Origin of the sequence: Alcaligenes phenolicus, assembly GCF_032063905.1 — a bacterium.
In the GTDB taxonomy this organism is placed as follows: Bacteria; Pseudomonadota; Gammaproteobacteria; order Burkholderiales; family Burkholderiaceae_B; genus Alcaligenes; species Alcaligenes phenolicus.
The window spans coordinates 501554-516202 of sequence record NZ_DAMBOE010000003.1 but is presented as its reverse complement, the minus strand read 5'-3'; the positions used below and the strand labels follow the sequence as shown (position 1 = coordinate 516202).

Below are 14649 nucleotides of genomic sequence, written 5' to 3'. Positions count from 1 at the left end.
GCCGGCCTCGGACTCTGGGATTACCCAGGGCCCGAGGCCGGCTTTTTATTTGGAGACAAAATCATGGCCTATGTAGCCGATTTGCTGGATGCATTGAACGTAATTACGGGGGGACGCATGGTGTCCTGTATGGATGAGGTCAAATGCGGCCACCATCCCTTCGTGATCTGGAAGTCCTCTGGAATTTATGGCAAGGAAGTACTGGAAATCCCAGGGCTGATTCATGGGGACCCTAACAAGGAAGTGCGCAAGGTGGCGGTGTGCATGACCATGTCCGAATTGAGCATTGAGCTGGCGGGCGCAACCGGGGTGGACGCCATTGTTGCGCATCATCCGATTGCCGATGCCGCCAGTTGCGGCGGCGTGACCCTGAAGGATTACCTGGACCTGTATGGGGTGGCTGCCCTGGAGTGTCATGAGGCGTTTCATGGTCTGCATCCGGGCATCGCGTATCTGCATGGCCACAAAGTCGCTAAAAGCGATATTGCCTATGGAGGCATTCATGGCAATGTGATGTTCGTGGGCGAACCATTGGATGGGGTGAGCATTTTGGGCGACATGCTGGATCGGCTTGACGGCTTCATGGGGCTGGATCTGGAGGATCAGGTCTTGCAGGCCGAACGCCGCATCAAGGGCAATGAAAACATTCTGGAGACCAGCACCCTGACGCGTGGTGCGATTCGACTGGGGGAGCGCAACAGTCGTGTCGGGCGTATTTTGCACATTTTTCCGCATACGGGATTCAGCCCCGATCACCTGCGTCAGGCGGTGGCCGAGAACCCGGGCGTTGACACGGTGCTGGCCTCTATCAGCCGGGTCTACGACGGTCATGCGCTTATCGAATGTGCTCGTGAACTGGGCCTGAATTTCCTGGTGGGCAATAGCCACGTGCTGGAGATCCTGGAGAATGGCCTGCCCTTGGCCTATGCCTTGAGTGCCTTGCTCGATGGCGTCGAGGTGGTCATGTTCCGTGATCGGGTGACGTCTACGCCTGTGCACCAGGTGGGTGGGGCCCGCCTGCGTGAATATGCCCAGCATTTTTCGACGGCTCATTTGATGGGCAAGAACGTGTTGAGCTTCCAGTAGGTCCAGCTTCCTGAACGGAGAGAGACATGGATAACAAAACAATAGAAATAGACAAAGTAGTGCATGTAGCGCCTGCGGGTCGTCGGCCTATGGAGCGTATCGAGGCGGTAGGCCTGGGCTTGCTGCTGCTCGCCATGCTGACGCTGTTTTTCTTTCCCGCTACCTTGTCGGGCGCGTTTGATACGGTGCTCAACAAGGTCAAGCCCGTGGTGGTGGATGTATTTTTGACCGGGCAGGTTGGGGTGGCTGTCATTATCAGCGTCATCATTGGACGCCTGCTGGAGCGTTTGGGTTTTACTGACGCCATGATGCGGGTCTTTATGCCGGCGATGCGGGCTATCGGGATCAACCCGGCCGTCATTATTCCCAGCGTGTACAACATTTTTGGTGATATCAACGCGGCTGGTCGTATTTCGGGGCCGTTGTTGCGGCAGGCTGGTGCAACAAAGGACGAGCAAAAGATTGCGGTAGCCACGATGGTGCAGTCTCAGCAGTCGTTCTCCACGTTCATGCTGGGGATGATGGCCTTGACCTTTGCCGGGGTGAATGTCTTTGCCGTGGTGCTGATTGCGATCTTCGGCCCCTTGTTGCTGTCCCCCTTATTGCTGTCGCGCCTGGTTTACCGCAACGTTCGCTCGGTGGATCTGCTGGCAGCCCCCCGTTTCACGCCGAATATCGATTTTGCGCCCATGCTGTTCAAGGCGGCCCGCGAAGGGGTGGAATTGTTGCTGCTGATCCTGATCCCGGCTGTGGCCCTGGTGTTCTGTGTCATTGGTCTGCTTGAGCATATCGGCATTTGGGCACCTATCAGCGATGTGCTTGAACGCGGTTTGCTTGCGCTGAATATTCACCCTGAAACCGGCGTGCTGGCGATGCTGGTCAGCCCCACTTTGGCAATGGGCAAGTTGCAGGCGATGGCTTCCACACTGGATCCATCTCTGGTGGTGGGTTCCTTCGTGCTGGCTTCTTCGGGATTGCCGCTGTCGGCCGTCTTTGGACAGATTCCGGTGGTCTGGGCTGAATGCTCGGATCTGAATGAAAAAGAAGTCATGCTGGCCGCCGTTCTGGGCATTGTCATGCGCTTGTTGACGGCAGTGGTACTGGCTGTGTTTCTCACGCCTTTGATTGTCTGAGTTCCTGTTTGTAGTTCCCCCACTTTAGGAGCGCTGATGTTGGCGCTCTTTTTTTATTTTGTCTGTTTTCTCCAGGCGTGGTGACTGCCATCGAACTGCCATAAAACTGTAACAGGGCTGAAAGAACACTTGTTTAACCTGAGCCTGTCGTAGTCTTTTTAAGGCAGGGCACCTCGGTGACTCTGGTTCTTTAAGTTGATGCCTTTTTCTGTCCGGCAGCGTGCGCTGCGGCCCATTGCGCTTATTGATGCTTTGCTTTTGTGCCCGGTGTTGTGCCGTGCTGCAAAGCAGGATGCCGGGTGTGGCTTGGCGATGTATTGGCCTGAATGCCTTGTAGGGGACGGAGCATGAACCAGACCCTGGTGACGGTGTTAAGCGGCTATGGTGGCAAAGCGCCAGCCGCCATTCTAGTGCAGGCATGTGGCTTGCGATTGCTGCTGGATGCCGGCGGGCCTCTGTATCCTGGACAGGTGTGCGACTGGTATCAAGGGCTGGAGGTAGACGCCATTCTGGTGACGCACGATCATCAGGATCATATTGGCTCCTTATCCAAGCTGCCTGAACACATACCTATATATGCCACGGCCTCTACTGCGCGCAGCCTGCCTGCTGGGCGGATCTGGCGTGAGCTGCCAACCCGTGGCACGACCTATATCGGCGATATTGCCGTGCGTACCGGCTTGTCCGGCCATGCTTTGGGGGGTGTCTGGTTGCATCTGGATGTGGGTGGTGGGCTGTTCTATAGCGGGGACTTTTCCTGCGAATCCCTGTTGTTCCCCTTCGATTTGCCACCGCCTGCGTATCTGGCTTTGCTGGATGCATCTTACGGTTTGTACGATCAGTCTCATCACGTGGCCTGGAGCATTCTGGAGTCCTTGCTGGAGTCCCATCCCGCCTTGTTACCCGTGCCGCCTTCAGGTCGGGCGATAGAGATTGCCTTGTGGCGCCAGCAGCAAGGCTTTGAGGACTGGAGCATGGATGCGTCTTGCTACGAAAACCTGACTCGCATGATCAGCCAAAGCAGTGACTTGTTGTTGCCGGGCGTGCAGCAATCCTTGCGTGAGTTGATGCCGCGTGCGGCTACGTTTGATCCGCAAGCGCACCTGCTGCTGGCCGGTGAGCCGGACGGCTGTCAGGGCAAGGCGGGGGAGCTGATTCGCGAGCATCAGGCGCGGGCTGCGGACCCCAATGCCCAGTCTGGCGAGCGCTTGTTGATTCACACCGGCTATGTGGCCCCACATGCACCACGTGGCACGCATACCTTGTGCTGGAATGTGCATCCGCGTTTGACGGATTTACGCTGGCTGGTGGACATGGTGCAGCCACGCTATTGCATGCCTTTGTTCACGCAAATGCATGATTTGCCGACCTGGCGTAATGTGATGGGACCGGCCCTGAGCCTGGAGGGTCACTGGGAACTACCAGCGACCTCCGTAGGCGTGGTTTAAGCGGTGTAGCGCTCCAGCAAGGCTTCGCGTCGAGCGGGGCTGAGCTTCAAGGCGTTCTGGAAGAAGTTCTCCAGATTGCCATGCGTTTCATCAATCGTCTTGAAGGCGGTTTCCAGAAACTCGGGCTGGACGCCCCAGAGAATATCCAGCACTTCCTCGCTGATGCCACGGTTATCGGGCAGATTGGGGCGGCGGAAGAACTGATTGGTCAGCAGATAGTCGTGCATCACATCATCAGGGTGTACGCCGGTGGCGCGGTGCAGTAGGGCGACGGCAAAGCCGGTGCGATCTTTCCCCGCCGTGCAGTGCATGACGACAGGGGTATCGGTTTCCAGCAACTGGTCAAAGACCCGTCCAAACGTTGCGGCATGTCCAGTCACGAATTCCGTGTAGGTCTTGTTCATGGTGCCGTAGGCAGCTTTGACGTCCACTTCGCCCTTGGCAAGCATGTCCAGAAAATCAGGCAATACGGTGGGTTCGACGGTCAGCGCATGACTGGTCAGAAAACTGTACTGGTAGGGAGAGCGTTTGCGCTCATGTGCACCCCGGAAATCCAGTGAGCAGGCAATACCCAGCTCTTGCAGGGTGTCCAGGTCCTGGCTGCTTAAATCCGCCAAATGGTCCGAACGGTAGACGCGTCCTTTACGAAAGGAGCCGGAGTCTGTGGCATAGCCGCCAATATCACGGAAGTTGCTGGCCCCTTCTAAAGGGCAGGATAGGGAACTGGGCAGCGACGATACGGACACGGCGGACTCCTGTTGAAACGGTGAAAGTCCCATGTTAACGGTCTTGGACGGGATCTGCATATGACAATGCGGTGACAGGTGGGGAGTACGGGCGGAGCAAAAGCCGAATGAATGCAAATGCACGGTTCTGTATCCTCAGAAAGCCATGTATATTCGTTGCTGGCAAGGCCCAGGCAGACAAGCTGGTACACCGTGTTCACGTTCTTGACGCTTCGGTTTGTTGGAAATGTGGACAGACTTCATGGTGACACTGGCGTTTGGCAGCCTGCACCGACTAGACAAGAACAGGTGCCGTGCCGAGCTCAGGGGGGACAAGTCTGATGACGCATTCACGCATCGCTCGCGTGCTCATGTGCTGCAAAAAGATCCCCAAGATATTGGCTAAAGTAGGCCCAAGGTATAAGGTCAATGGTTATTTGAATAGACCGGCGATCAGCCCGGGCGGCCCACAACCGTAATTTTTCAAGGAACAAGCATGTTTGAGCATTTGCAGGCCTATGGTGGCGATCCGATTTTCCGTTTGAACGAGGCATTTCACGCCGATCCGCGCGATCGCAAGGTCAACCTGACCATTGGTTTGTATTACGACGACCAAGGTCGTCTGCCTTTGCTGGATGTGGCTCGTCGGGCTGAAGAACAATGGGCGGCCAAGGGCCAGCCCCGTGGCTATCTGCCTATTGAGGGTTTGGCTTCCTACCGCAGCGCCGTGCAAAAACTGGTTTTTGGTGCCGACAGCAAAGTGCTGCAAGAAGGTCGCGTTGCGACCATTCAGACACTGGGCGGTTCGGGTGCCTTGAAAGTGGGTGGCGACTTCCTGCACGAAGCCTACCCCAATAGCGAAATGTGGATCAGCGATCCAGCCTGGGATAACCACCACTCCATCTTCCGTGGATCGGGCATTCCTACCCACACCTACCGTTACTACGATCCAGCCACGCGCGGTCTGGATTTCACCGGCCTGATGGAAGACATTTCCGTCCTGCCCGAGCACAGCATTGTCTTGCTGCACCCCTGCTGTCATAACCCCACCGGGGCGGATCTGAGCGACGAGCAGTGGCTGCAACTGATCCCTGTGCTGCAACAGCGCAAGCTGATTCCTTTCCTGGACATGGCTTATCAGGGGTTTGGTCGTAGCCTGGACGAAGATGCCTTCGCCGTGCGCGCCATGGTCGATGCAGGCCTGACTTTCCTGCTGGCCAACTCTTTCTCCAAGAACTTCTCCTATTACTCCGAGCGCTGCGGCGGCTTGTCGGTGGTGTGCCAGAGCGCGGACGAAGCTGACCGCGTTCTGGGTCAGCTCAAAGCTGTGGTGCGGCGCATCTACTCCAACCCGCCTTCGCACGGTGGTCAGGCCATCGCCACCATTTTGTCCGACGAGTCCTTGCTGGCTGAGTGGACTGCAGAAGTGGAAACCATGCGTCAGCGTATTGCTGCCATGCGCAAGCGTGTGCACGATCGTTTGAAAGAGCTGGCTCCTCAGTACGACAGCAGCTACTTCGTCAAGCAGCAAGGCATGTTCTGCTACACCGGCCTGACCAAAGAGCAGATCCAGAAACTGCGTGACGATTTTGGCGTGTACGTTCTGGAGTCGGGCCGCATCAGCGTGCCAGGCCTGAATCAGTCCAATGTGGATTACTTTGCGGAGTCGCTGGCTGCTGTTGTGGCCTAAGACACTGACGTCTTTCCCGCAGGATTAAAGAGCGTGTTTATGGCCCCTTCGGGGGCGGTAAACACGCTTTTTTTTTGATGCTGAAAATGCATCCGCAACTGCGTTGATCGAATGGTGGAAGCCGCTTATACGTACTTGTCTGATTGATGCATTCGACTTGTTTTGGCCACTTGGCTGGGGGCTTGAACCTGAACTGAAAAGCGGAACAGTGTCGAGCTAAACCATTCAATAACCCTGCGTTTATATAGCTGAAGCACCCAATGGTTTAGTACTTAGCCACGGCCAGGCGAGCAAGATCTATCGGAAATCTACCCTTGTTTCGTCGTGCTGCGACATTGCTCAGGCTAATGCTTGCAGCAGCAGTTCCTGATTGATCTGCTCTTGCTGCCGCGCCCGATTCAATAAATAGCGATGGAAATCCTGGCTATGAGGTGACTCAAATGCACCCGCTCGTCGAGTCAGCATATAGGGCCAGGGCAGAGGCAAGGAATGGGAGAAGGGCAGGATTAGCTGCCCGCTACGCACTTCCTTTTCTATCATCGAGCATTGCGCCAATACAAAACCCTGACCGGCCACCGCAGACTCCAGCGCCATATGCGACAGCGAGAACACACGGAAGCGATCCAGGGGTGTGTCGCCTATGTCTATCTCCAAAGACTCAAACCAGTCGCGCCAGGATGGAGGCGAGGTAAAGCGTGGCTGCCAGTCCGAGGACAGCAAGGGATAGCTCAATAGATCACGGGGATGCCGCAAGCTGGCTTGTCCTTGGAGCAGGGTTGGGCTGCAGGCGGGCACGACACGGTCCGTATAAAGCTCGGTAAAGCTGCGGGGGCGGGCGGCGGCCTGACCGTAGGTAATCCGAAAGTCGATTTGCTCGGTTTCCAGATCCGGCTCGGCATGGCTGCCTTTCAGATGCAGCGTCAGCTCCGGGTCGTACTGTTCCTGCCATTGAAATGCCAGCGGGGCCATCCAGGTTTTAAGCATGGACGGCAAAGCGCTGATGGACAGCAGGCTGGTGTTGCGCGACCGCTCCATTTCTTGCTGGCCGTCGCGCAACAGCTCAAACGCCTGGGTACAAATTTCATGAAAGCGGACCCCCGCCGCTGTCAGTCGCAAGCGTTTGCCTTCTTTGTAGGTCAGGCTACAGCCCAACGTGTCTTCCAGCAAACGCAATTGCTGGCTGATGGCACCGGGAGTAATTTTCAGACGACGGGCGGCTTCTTGCAGGCTTTGGCTATGGCCCAGTGTCTCAAAGACTTGCAATGCGCGTAAGGGAGGCAAGGTATCCATGATGGTCAGACCCCGTCCAGAAAAGTAATTTAACTTTAGAAATTCTAAACGATATGGATAGTAGGCTGAATTTGATTGCGACTATCATGACAAATAAGAGAACATGAATGGGCTCGTTCAGCCATCATGCACCGTATTCAGAGTTGGGGGTAAATCATGTTTGTACGCAATGCCTGGTATGTAGGCGCATTGGCTACACAGCTCGGTCGCAGCTTGCAGCCCGTGCGTATGCTTAGCGAAAACCTGGTGCTGTATCGCCGCGAAGACGGCCAGCCCGTGGCCTTGGAAGATTCCTGTCCGCACCGTCGCCTGCCTTTGTCCAAAGGCCGCTTGATTGGCGACCAGGTGGAGTGTGGCTACCACGGCCTGACCTTTGATTGCAGCGGCTCCTGTACCAAGGCGCCCGGTGTGGCGCAAATCCCTAAAAGCGCGGTGGTGCGCAGCTACCCCTGTACGGAGCGTTTTGGCCTGGTCTGGGTCTGGATGGGTGATCCTGAGTTGGCTGATCCGTCCAAACTGATCGACATTCCCGAGTGGGACAATCCTGAGTGGGGTGTGAACCGTGGCGATGCCATGGAGCTGGACTGCAATTACCTGTACGTCACGGACAATTTGCTGGACCCATCGCACGTGTCCTGGGTACACCAAAGCTCGTTTGGCAGCTCCGACATCATCGGCCTGCCCTTGACGGTGAAGGTTGAGAATAATGGCGTGACGGTCTCGCGCTGGTCAAAAAATGTGGAAGTTGCGCCGTTTTACAAGCAGTTTGTGAAATTTGAAGGCAATTGCGACCGCAAGCAGCAATACGAAGTGCGTTTCCCGTCGCTGGCCGTGATCAAGGCCATCTTCCTGCCCGCCGGTGCGGCGACTGAGGAGCCCAGCGAGTACCACCAGGACGTTTTCCTGATGGACTCCTATAACTTCCTGACGCCTATCGACGAAGAACACACCCGCTACTTCTGGTTCCAGCTGCGCAATTTCAGCCCGGATGACGAGGCCATCTCCAAGATCTTCAACGAAGATGTACGCCACGCGTTCCTGGAAGACAAAGTCGTTCTGGAAGAAGTGCACAAAGCCCTGAAAGAGCGTCCTGCCGCGTTGGATTTGCCATTGGATTCAGGTCCCTTGCGCTTCCGTCGCAAGATCAGCCAGATGATCCAGGCCGAGCAAGCTGTCGCCAGCGAGACAACAACGGCTTGAGTGCGATGAATACGACTGCATCACCTGTGCCCACCGAAGCCGCGGCCAACCGCCGTTTCCGGGACTATCGGGTACTGGAAAAACTGCGCGAAAGCGACGTGATTACTTCGTTTGTGCTGGAGCCAGTGGATGGTGTTATGCCGCCTTATCAGCCGGGCCAGTATCTGGTGTTCCGCCTGGAGATTGACGGGCAAACCGTGCTGCGTAATTACAGCGTGTCGGGGGACCCAGACTGCACGGATCGTCTGCGTATCTCCGTCAAACACGAGAAGGCTCCGGCAGGGTTAAACGTGGCCGATGGTGTGGCTTCCACCTGGCTGCATCAACACGTGCAGCCAGGTGAGGTGTTGAGTGCGGCCGGACCTATGGGCGAGTTCGTGCTGGACGAGAGCAGCCAGCGGCCTGTGGTGTTGCTAAGCGGTGGCGTGGGCCAGACCCCTTTGCTCTCCATGCTGCATCGCTTGCTTAAACGCAGCCAGCGTAAGGTGTATGTGATTCATGCGTGCGATAACAGCGCGGTGCATGCCTTTGCCGATGAGATGCGTGAGCTGGTGGCACAACGCGAAGGTGTGCAGCTTTACTTCTGTTATCGCAACCCGACTGAGCATGATGAGCAAGTCGGTTTGCACCATGTGTCGGGACTGATTACACGTGAGCAGTTGCAGCGTTGGCTGCCACTGGATGATTACGAGTTTTACCTGTGTGGGCCCAGTGCTTTCATGCAGAGCAATTATGGTGTGCTGCGCAGTCTGGGTGTGGCGCGTGACCGCATTCACTACGAGTTTTTTGGCCCGGCGACGGTGCTGGAAAATACCCTGGCTGGCGATACTGCCGCCAGCACGGTTCAGCCTGAGGGGCAAACGGCCGTGGTCTCCAGCGCCGCAGGGGTGAACGCAGAGCAGGCGTTGCTCCCCGCCATCACTGAAGCTGCTGCGCAAACCAGTGCTGAGACCGCCGTGGATGCGACGCAAACCGTGACGTTCCTGCCCGATGGTCGTCAGGCCCAATGGCATGAGGACTGTCCTTCCCTGCTGGATCTGGCTGAGGAAACGGGCTTGAGCCCGGACTTCAATTGCCGGGCGGGCCTGTGCAATACCTGCATGTGCACTCTGGTCTCGGGCGAGGTCGATTATTTTGAAGAGCCGCTGGACCCTGTGCCAGAGGGCAAAGTCTTGTTGTGCTGTTCCCGTCCCCGTGGACCGGTGGCCGTGGAATTACCTTAAGAGTTTTTCAATTGCTTGTTGAGGTTTGCCCCGTCCTTTTGGGACGGGGTTTTTTTCAAAAAAATCATATGCTTCCTTGCAGGAAGTCAGGCGGATCTTCGATGTCTGGAGCAGGGGGTGTGGACATGAGGACTGTTGAAGTGGCGGTCCTACATAGGCTGGCTACCTTGCTATAGCTGGGCTTGTTCGCTTATCCAATCACTGAAGGCACGGACCTCTGCTTTTTGTGCCGCATCGGGCAAGGTCACCAGATAGTAGGCAAAGCGGGCTGGCCAGGGCTTGTCCAGCACTTGCACCAAGCGGCCTGCGGCCATTTCATCCTGCGCATATTCTTGCGGTATCAAAGCCAGTCCCAGGCCCGCAATCGCGCCGCGTATCAGCAGGTAATCGTCCTCAAAAGCCGTGCCTCTATCGGCGCGCGCATCGTCCTCCACACCGTGGGCAGACAGCCAAAGCGCCCAGTCGGCCCGGTCGGCATCTTGTAGCAGTGGCCACTCCAGGCAATCTGCTGGTTCCTGAATGGTTGGCTTGTCTTGCAGCAACGCAGGGCTGGCTACAGGCAGCAAGACAGGGGCCATCAAGGGCTCGGCCCGCAAGCCGGGATACACGCCCAGGCCGTGGCGAATGGCGATATCCACTTTGTCGCGACGCAGGTCCACCAGCGTGGGGGACGCCTCCACACGGATTTCGATATCGGGATGGCGTTGCTTGAAGTCGGCCAGCCGGGGAATCAGCCAGGATGCGGCAAAGGAAGGCACAGTGCTGATCGTCAGTGTCTTCCTTTGCTTGGTGGCTTCCAGCGTGTGCATGGCCTGTTCGATCTGGTCGAACGCCGTCAGCAGGACAGGGTAGACCTGTTCACCGGCTTCGCTCAGGCTCATTTTGTGGTGGCTGCGCACAAACAGTGTCACGCCTAAACGATCTTCCAGTAGCCGGATTTGCTGGCTGACTGCGCCCGAGGTCACGCCCAGCGCCTGGGCGGCCAGCTTGATGCTGCCGTGGCGTCCGACTTCGGTAAAGGCGCGCAGAGCTTGTAAAGGAAAGACAGGATTCATGGTTTAGTTTATCTAAATCTATCAATTAAATCTAATCGTTTTTCTTTGGTCAAATAGCTGGGGAAAATAGGCTTTTGAATCGTTTTTAAAGTTTAGCTTATCTATATAACAAGGAAGAGCTAACTTTCAGTTCTGGAGCCACACCATGATTGATCTGTATACCGATAGTTCGCCTAACGGCTTTAAGGCGACCATCGCCTTGGAGGAGATGGCGTTACCGTACCGCTTGCATCACGTGCGTATCGAAGCGAACGAGCATAGGCAGCCAGAGTTCCTGGCCTTGAATCCGCATGGGCGTATCCCGGTGATGAAGGATGATGAAACAGGTGTTGTCCTGTTCGAGTCCGCCGCGATCTTGTTATATCTGGCGGAGAAAACCGGCCAATTGCTTTCAAAAGAATCTGTTCAGCGCTGGGAAACAATCAAATGGCTGCAATTTCATTCCTCCAGCGTGGGGCCGATTCTGGGTCAGCGCGTGCATTTTGAGTTGTTCGCCCAGGAGAAAATCCCGGCCGCCATCGAGCGCTACCGCCGTCTGGTGAATGATCTGTTCACCGTGCTGGATACACGCTTGGCAGACCATCCTTATCTGGCAGGACAGGACTATTCCATCGCCGATATTGCGCATTTTGGCTGGACGCATATTGCGCGAACTATCGACTTTGATTTCAGCCACTACTCGCACATGAGTGCCTGGCATGAGCGCGTGGCCCAGCGCCCTGCAGTCCGTAAAGGCATCACACTGCCTGAGCCCGCTACCGGCGCTTGAGGGGAGAACATCATGACGAATGAAACAAGCCTGATTCAAGGCGCATCTTTCCCTACCTTTTCCACTCACCCTGGTTATAGCCGCATGTTTGCACCTGGCCGTCTGACCGTGGGTATCTTTCTGCCTCTGCGTTTTTATCAAGGCGATATGAGTGTGCTGGCCGGGCAGGCTGCGTTGGTAGAGGAGATAGATCACCAGGATTTTGCGGCGGTGTGGGTGCGAGACGTACCGTTGTATGACCCCAGCTTTGGTGATGCGGGGCAGGTGTTCGATCCCTTTACTTACCTGGCTTTTCTGGCTGCTCGCACCAAGCGGGTGGCCTTGGCCACGGGCAGCACGATTTTCTCCCTGCGTCACCCGATCGATCTGGCCAAATCCGCCTTCACCATTGATCAGTTGTCGGGCGGACGGCTGGTGCTGGGCATTGCTTCCGGGGATAGGCCTATAGAATTTCCCGCCTATGGTGTGGAGCGAGCCGAACGGGCAGAGCGTTTTGCACACGCTGTCAGCTATTTCCGTCAGTTGATGCAAGGGGGGCAATTGAATATCGACTCTCCGCTAGGCCGCTTCAATACGGCAGAGCTGCTGCCCAAGCCCGTGCACGGTTCGATCCCCTTGATTGTCACCGGCTCCTCGGGGCAGTCGCCCGAATGGATCGCAGAACATGCCGATGGTTGGCTGACCTATCCGGAAGCCACACATACACCGCTGGGTCCGCAAAAGCTGGCTGCCAAAATTCAGGCCTGGCGTGCCCGGATTCCAGATGGCGGTTTTCGCCCACACATGACCAACGAGTGGCTGGATTTGGTGGATGATCCTGATTATCCACGCACACCCTTGCAAGGTGGTTTTACACTGCGTACCGGGCGCAAGGGGCTGATCACCTTGTTGGAGGAATGGCAGGCAGTGGGTGTGAATCACGCCGCTTTGGGTATTCAGTTTGCGCAGCGACCGGCGGCTGAAATTATCCAGGAGCTGGCTGAGTATGTACTGCCGCATTTTGCCTCTCATCAGGAGCAGCCTGCTCTTGCAACAGCATGGTAGCAACAGTGGAATACAAGTATGAATAGCAGTGCAGAACAGCTAGTAGTCGATGGCATTCAGATCCGGGATCTGCAGCCACAGGACCGGGCCGCCTGGGAGTCTCTGTACAGACAATACGCCGAGTTTTACAAAGAGCCCATGAATGAAGAGATCCTGGCTCGTACCTGGGGCTGGCTGCTCGATGCGCAGCATCCTTTGCAGGGCAAGGTGGTAGCTACGGCGAAGGGTGCGCTGTTGGGCCTGGCGCATTACCGTCCTTTCCCGGAGCCCTTGCTGGGCAAGGAGGCTGGTTTTCTGGATGACTTGTTTGTGTTGCCGGAACAGCGAGGCGGCGGGCTGGGCCGCCGTTTGATTGAGGCAGTCGCCCAGGCAGGTAAGGAGCAAGGCTGGCCGTTCCTGCGCTGGATTACGGCGCAGGACAATGCGCAGGCGCGAAGGCTATACGATGGTCTGGCTCAGGCAACAGCGTGGGTGACGTATGACTTGAGTTTGGGGACGGCTTGCTGACTTAATGTCCGTAATCCCAGTCCTTATGTGTTCTTGGGACTGGGATTACGGACATGGGTACGCTTGATTGCATTGTTGTCCGTCGTTGCTCGCTCCTGAAATTACTCATGAGCAGTGACGACGGGTGATCCAAATGGAGGGAAGGCGTACCGAAAGCCTTCCCTTTTTATCTACAAACCTCGCGTTTGGTCCTTGCCTCCAGCAACATCAAAGCAAGCAACACCACACTGCTCATCCCCAGCCCAAACACCACCAGCGGCCACGCAGTGTCCCCATCCAGCAAGGTCACTGCCAAGGTGCCGATCACGCTAACGATCAGGCTTTCCACGCAGAAGTAGATTGCCACGGCGGAACCGGCCACGTCGTTGAACTGGGCCAAGGCGCCATTGGCGGTGACGGATACGGTCATCACAATGCCAATGGCGGCCAGCCACATGGGCAGGATAAAGCTGGCAAAGGAGGGCTCCAGCAAGCGCTGTCCTGTTGCCAGCAACAGGGCGGCAAGGGCAATCAGCCCCATGCCGCGTTTCAGGCTTCCGGCGGTGCCCCAACGAGCCACAAAGCTTTTGGACAGGCGGGTGGTGGCAATCATCACCAGGGCAACGCTGGCAAAGGCCAGGCTGAAGCTCATTTCTGAATAAGCTGCTTGTCCGATCAGGACTCGTGGCGCGGTCGAGAAGTAGACAAAAAATGTCCCCATTCCGGTGGAGAAGCCCAGGGTATAGACCCAGAACGCCGGGCTTTTGAAGACGGCCAGTGCGGACTGTTGTGAATGTATTGGCTTGGCAGGCCGGGTTTCCTGCCAACGCAACAGCGCATGGATCCAGGCCAGCAGCCCCATTCCGGCCAAGCTCAGGAAGATGGCTTGCCAGCCGCCCGCACGGGCAATCAGAGCACCTGCAATCGGCCCCAAGGCGGGTACGAAAGCCAGGATGGAGCTGAACAGGCTGTAGATCACCACGCCCTCGGGGCGATCGGCATACACATCGCGCACCGTGGCAAACAAGGCCACGAGGGTGGCCGAGGCCCCCAGGGCTTGCAACACCCGAAAACCGACAAAAGCCCAGGCGGAACTGGACAAGGCAGCGGCGGTTGAAGCCAGCACGAACAGGGCGGCGCCTGTCAGCAAAACAGGTCGTCGGCCTATCCGGTCTGACAGGGGGCCAAAGAGCAGTTGCCCTGCACCTAATAGCAGCATGTACAGGCTAAGGGTCAGCTGGATGACGGCTGGAGTCGTGCCCAGAAGCTCCGGCATGGCCGGGACGACGGGCAGGTAAATATCCATCCCCAGGGAAGCGAGGATGTCGAAGGGCGCCATCAGCAGCAGGGCGGCTGGCAGCGTATAAGCCCAGGAAGAGCGTGAGGAAGACATAACAAAATTACCACTCGAAAAAGAGATCGGGCGGCGTCTGTTTGTTATCAATCAGCGGGATTGGAAGTACAGAACGCCGCAACAAGACCAGAGCTTGTTGCGGCTTA

13 protein-coding genes are annotated in these 14649 nt (G+C 56.7%); 9 read left to right on the top strand and 4 right to left on the bottom strand.

Going from position 1 to position 14649, the window contains the following annotated elements:
- Window positions 1–63 precede the first annotated feature (63 nt).
- The 3 genes from U2949_RS08910 to U2949_RS08900 all read left to right on the top strand — a co-directional run bounded on the left by U2949_RS08910 (window position 64) and on the right by U2949_RS08900 (window position 3667).
- Window positions 64–1086 (top strand): Nif3-like dinuclear metal center hexameric protein, encoded by a 1023-nt coding sequence (locus U2949_RS08910; protein ID WP_257722873.1) that lies wholly within the window; start codon window positions 64–66, stop codon window positions 1084–1086.
- Window positions 1087–1112: 26 nt separating this feature from the next.
- Window positions 1113–2219: a hypothetical protein gene (locus tag U2949_RS08905; protein ID WP_035274771.1), complete on the top strand. Its 1107-nt coding sequence runs from the start codon at window positions 1113–1115 to the stop codon at window positions 2217–2219.
- A 347-nt stretch (window positions 2220–2566) separates the two neighbouring features.
- Window positions 2567–3667, top strand: coding sequence for an MBL fold metallo-hydrolase (locus U2949_RS08900; RefSeq protein ID WP_026483543.1), 1101 nt, complete (start codon window positions 2567–2569; stop codon window positions 3665–3667).
- Here the strand turns inward: U2949_RS08900 and U2949_RS08895 are convergent.
- Window positions 3664–4413, bottom strand: a complete 750-nt coding sequence (locus U2949_RS08895) for a tyrosine-protein phosphatase (protein WP_026483544.1) — start codon at window positions 4411–4413, stop codon at window positions 3664–3666. The two genes, U2949_RS08900 and U2949_RS08895, sit on opposite strands and share 4 nt — an antisense overlap.
- Window positions 4414–4888: 475 nt before the next feature.
- Between U2949_RS08895 and U2949_RS08890 the strand changes: the two genes are divergently transcribed.
- Window positions 4889–6082, top strand: coding sequence for an amino acid aminotransferase (locus U2949_RS08890; RefSeq protein WP_115634602.1), 1194 nt, complete (start codon window positions 4889–4891; stop codon window positions 6080–6082).
- Window positions 6083–6421: 339 nt separating this feature from the next.
- On the opposite strand, the gene U2949_RS08885 is transcribed toward U2949_RS08890, so the two are convergent.
- Window positions 6422–7372: a LysR substrate-binding domain-containing protein gene (locus U2949_RS08885; protein WP_321287242.1), complete on the bottom strand. Its 951-nt coding sequence runs from the start codon at window positions 7370–7372 to the stop codon at window positions 6422–6424.
- Window positions 7373–7528: 156 nt separating this feature from the next.
- Between U2949_RS08885 and U2949_RS08880 the strand changes: the two genes are divergently transcribed.
- Together U2949_RS08880 and U2949_RS08875 are read left to right on the top strand one after the other, a co-directional pair.
- Entirely contained in the window at window positions 7529–8572 is a 1044-nt protein-coding gene (locus U2949_RS08880) for an aromatic ring-hydroxylating dioxygenase subunit alpha (protein ID WP_321287240.1), read from the top strand.
- Between the two features lie 5 nt (window positions 8573–8577).
- On the top strand, window positions 8578–9795 hold the full coding sequence (locus U2949_RS08875; RefSeq protein WP_257722875.1) for a 2Fe-2S iron-sulfur cluster-binding protein: 1218 nt from the start codon (window positions 8578–8580) through the stop codon (window positions 9793–9795).
- 170 nt (window positions 9796–9965) lie between these two features.
- On the opposite strand, the gene gcvA is transcribed toward U2949_RS08875, so the two are convergent.
- Window positions 9966–10850 carry a transcriptional regulator GcvA gene (gcvA, locus tag U2949_RS08870; protein WP_257722876.1) on the bottom strand — a complete coding sequence of 295 codons (885 nt, stop codon included), beginning with the start codon at window positions 10848–10850 and terminating at the stop codon, window positions 9966–9968.
- Between the two features lie 145 nt (window positions 10851–10995).
- Between gcvA and U2949_RS08865 the strand changes: the two genes are divergently transcribed.
- The 3 genes from U2949_RS08865 to U2949_RS08855 are packed head-to-tail and all read left to right on the top strand — an operon-like array spanning window position 10996 to window position 13170.
- Window positions 10996–11619 carry a glutathione S-transferase family protein gene (locus U2949_RS08865; protein ID WP_257722877.1) on the top strand — a complete coding sequence of 208 codons (624 nt, stop codon included), beginning with the start codon at window positions 10996–10998 and terminating at the stop codon, window positions 11617–11619.
- 12 nt (window positions 11620–11631) lie between these two features.
- Complete coding sequence (locus U2949_RS08860; RefSeq protein ID WP_321287236.1) at window positions 11632–12663, top strand: LLM class oxidoreductase; 1032 nt, start codon at window positions 11632–11634, stop codon at window positions 12661–12663.
- A gap of 18 nt (window positions 12664–12681) precedes the next feature.
- Entirely contained in the window at window positions 12682–13170 is a 489-nt protein-coding gene (locus tag U2949_RS08855; RefSeq protein WP_321287234.1) for a GNAT family N-acetyltransferase, read from the top strand.
- 166 nt (window positions 13171–13336) lie between these two features.
- Here the strand turns inward: U2949_RS08855 and cml are convergent, their stop codons facing one another.
- Window positions 13337–14542 carry a CmlA/FloR family chloramphenicol efflux MFS transporter gene (gene cml, locus U2949_RS08850; RefSeq protein ID WP_321287232.1) on the bottom strand — a complete coding sequence of 402 codons (1206 nt, stop codon included), beginning with the start codon at window positions 14540–14542 and terminating at the stop codon, window positions 13337–13339.
- Window positions 14543–14649 lie beyond the last annotated feature (107 nt).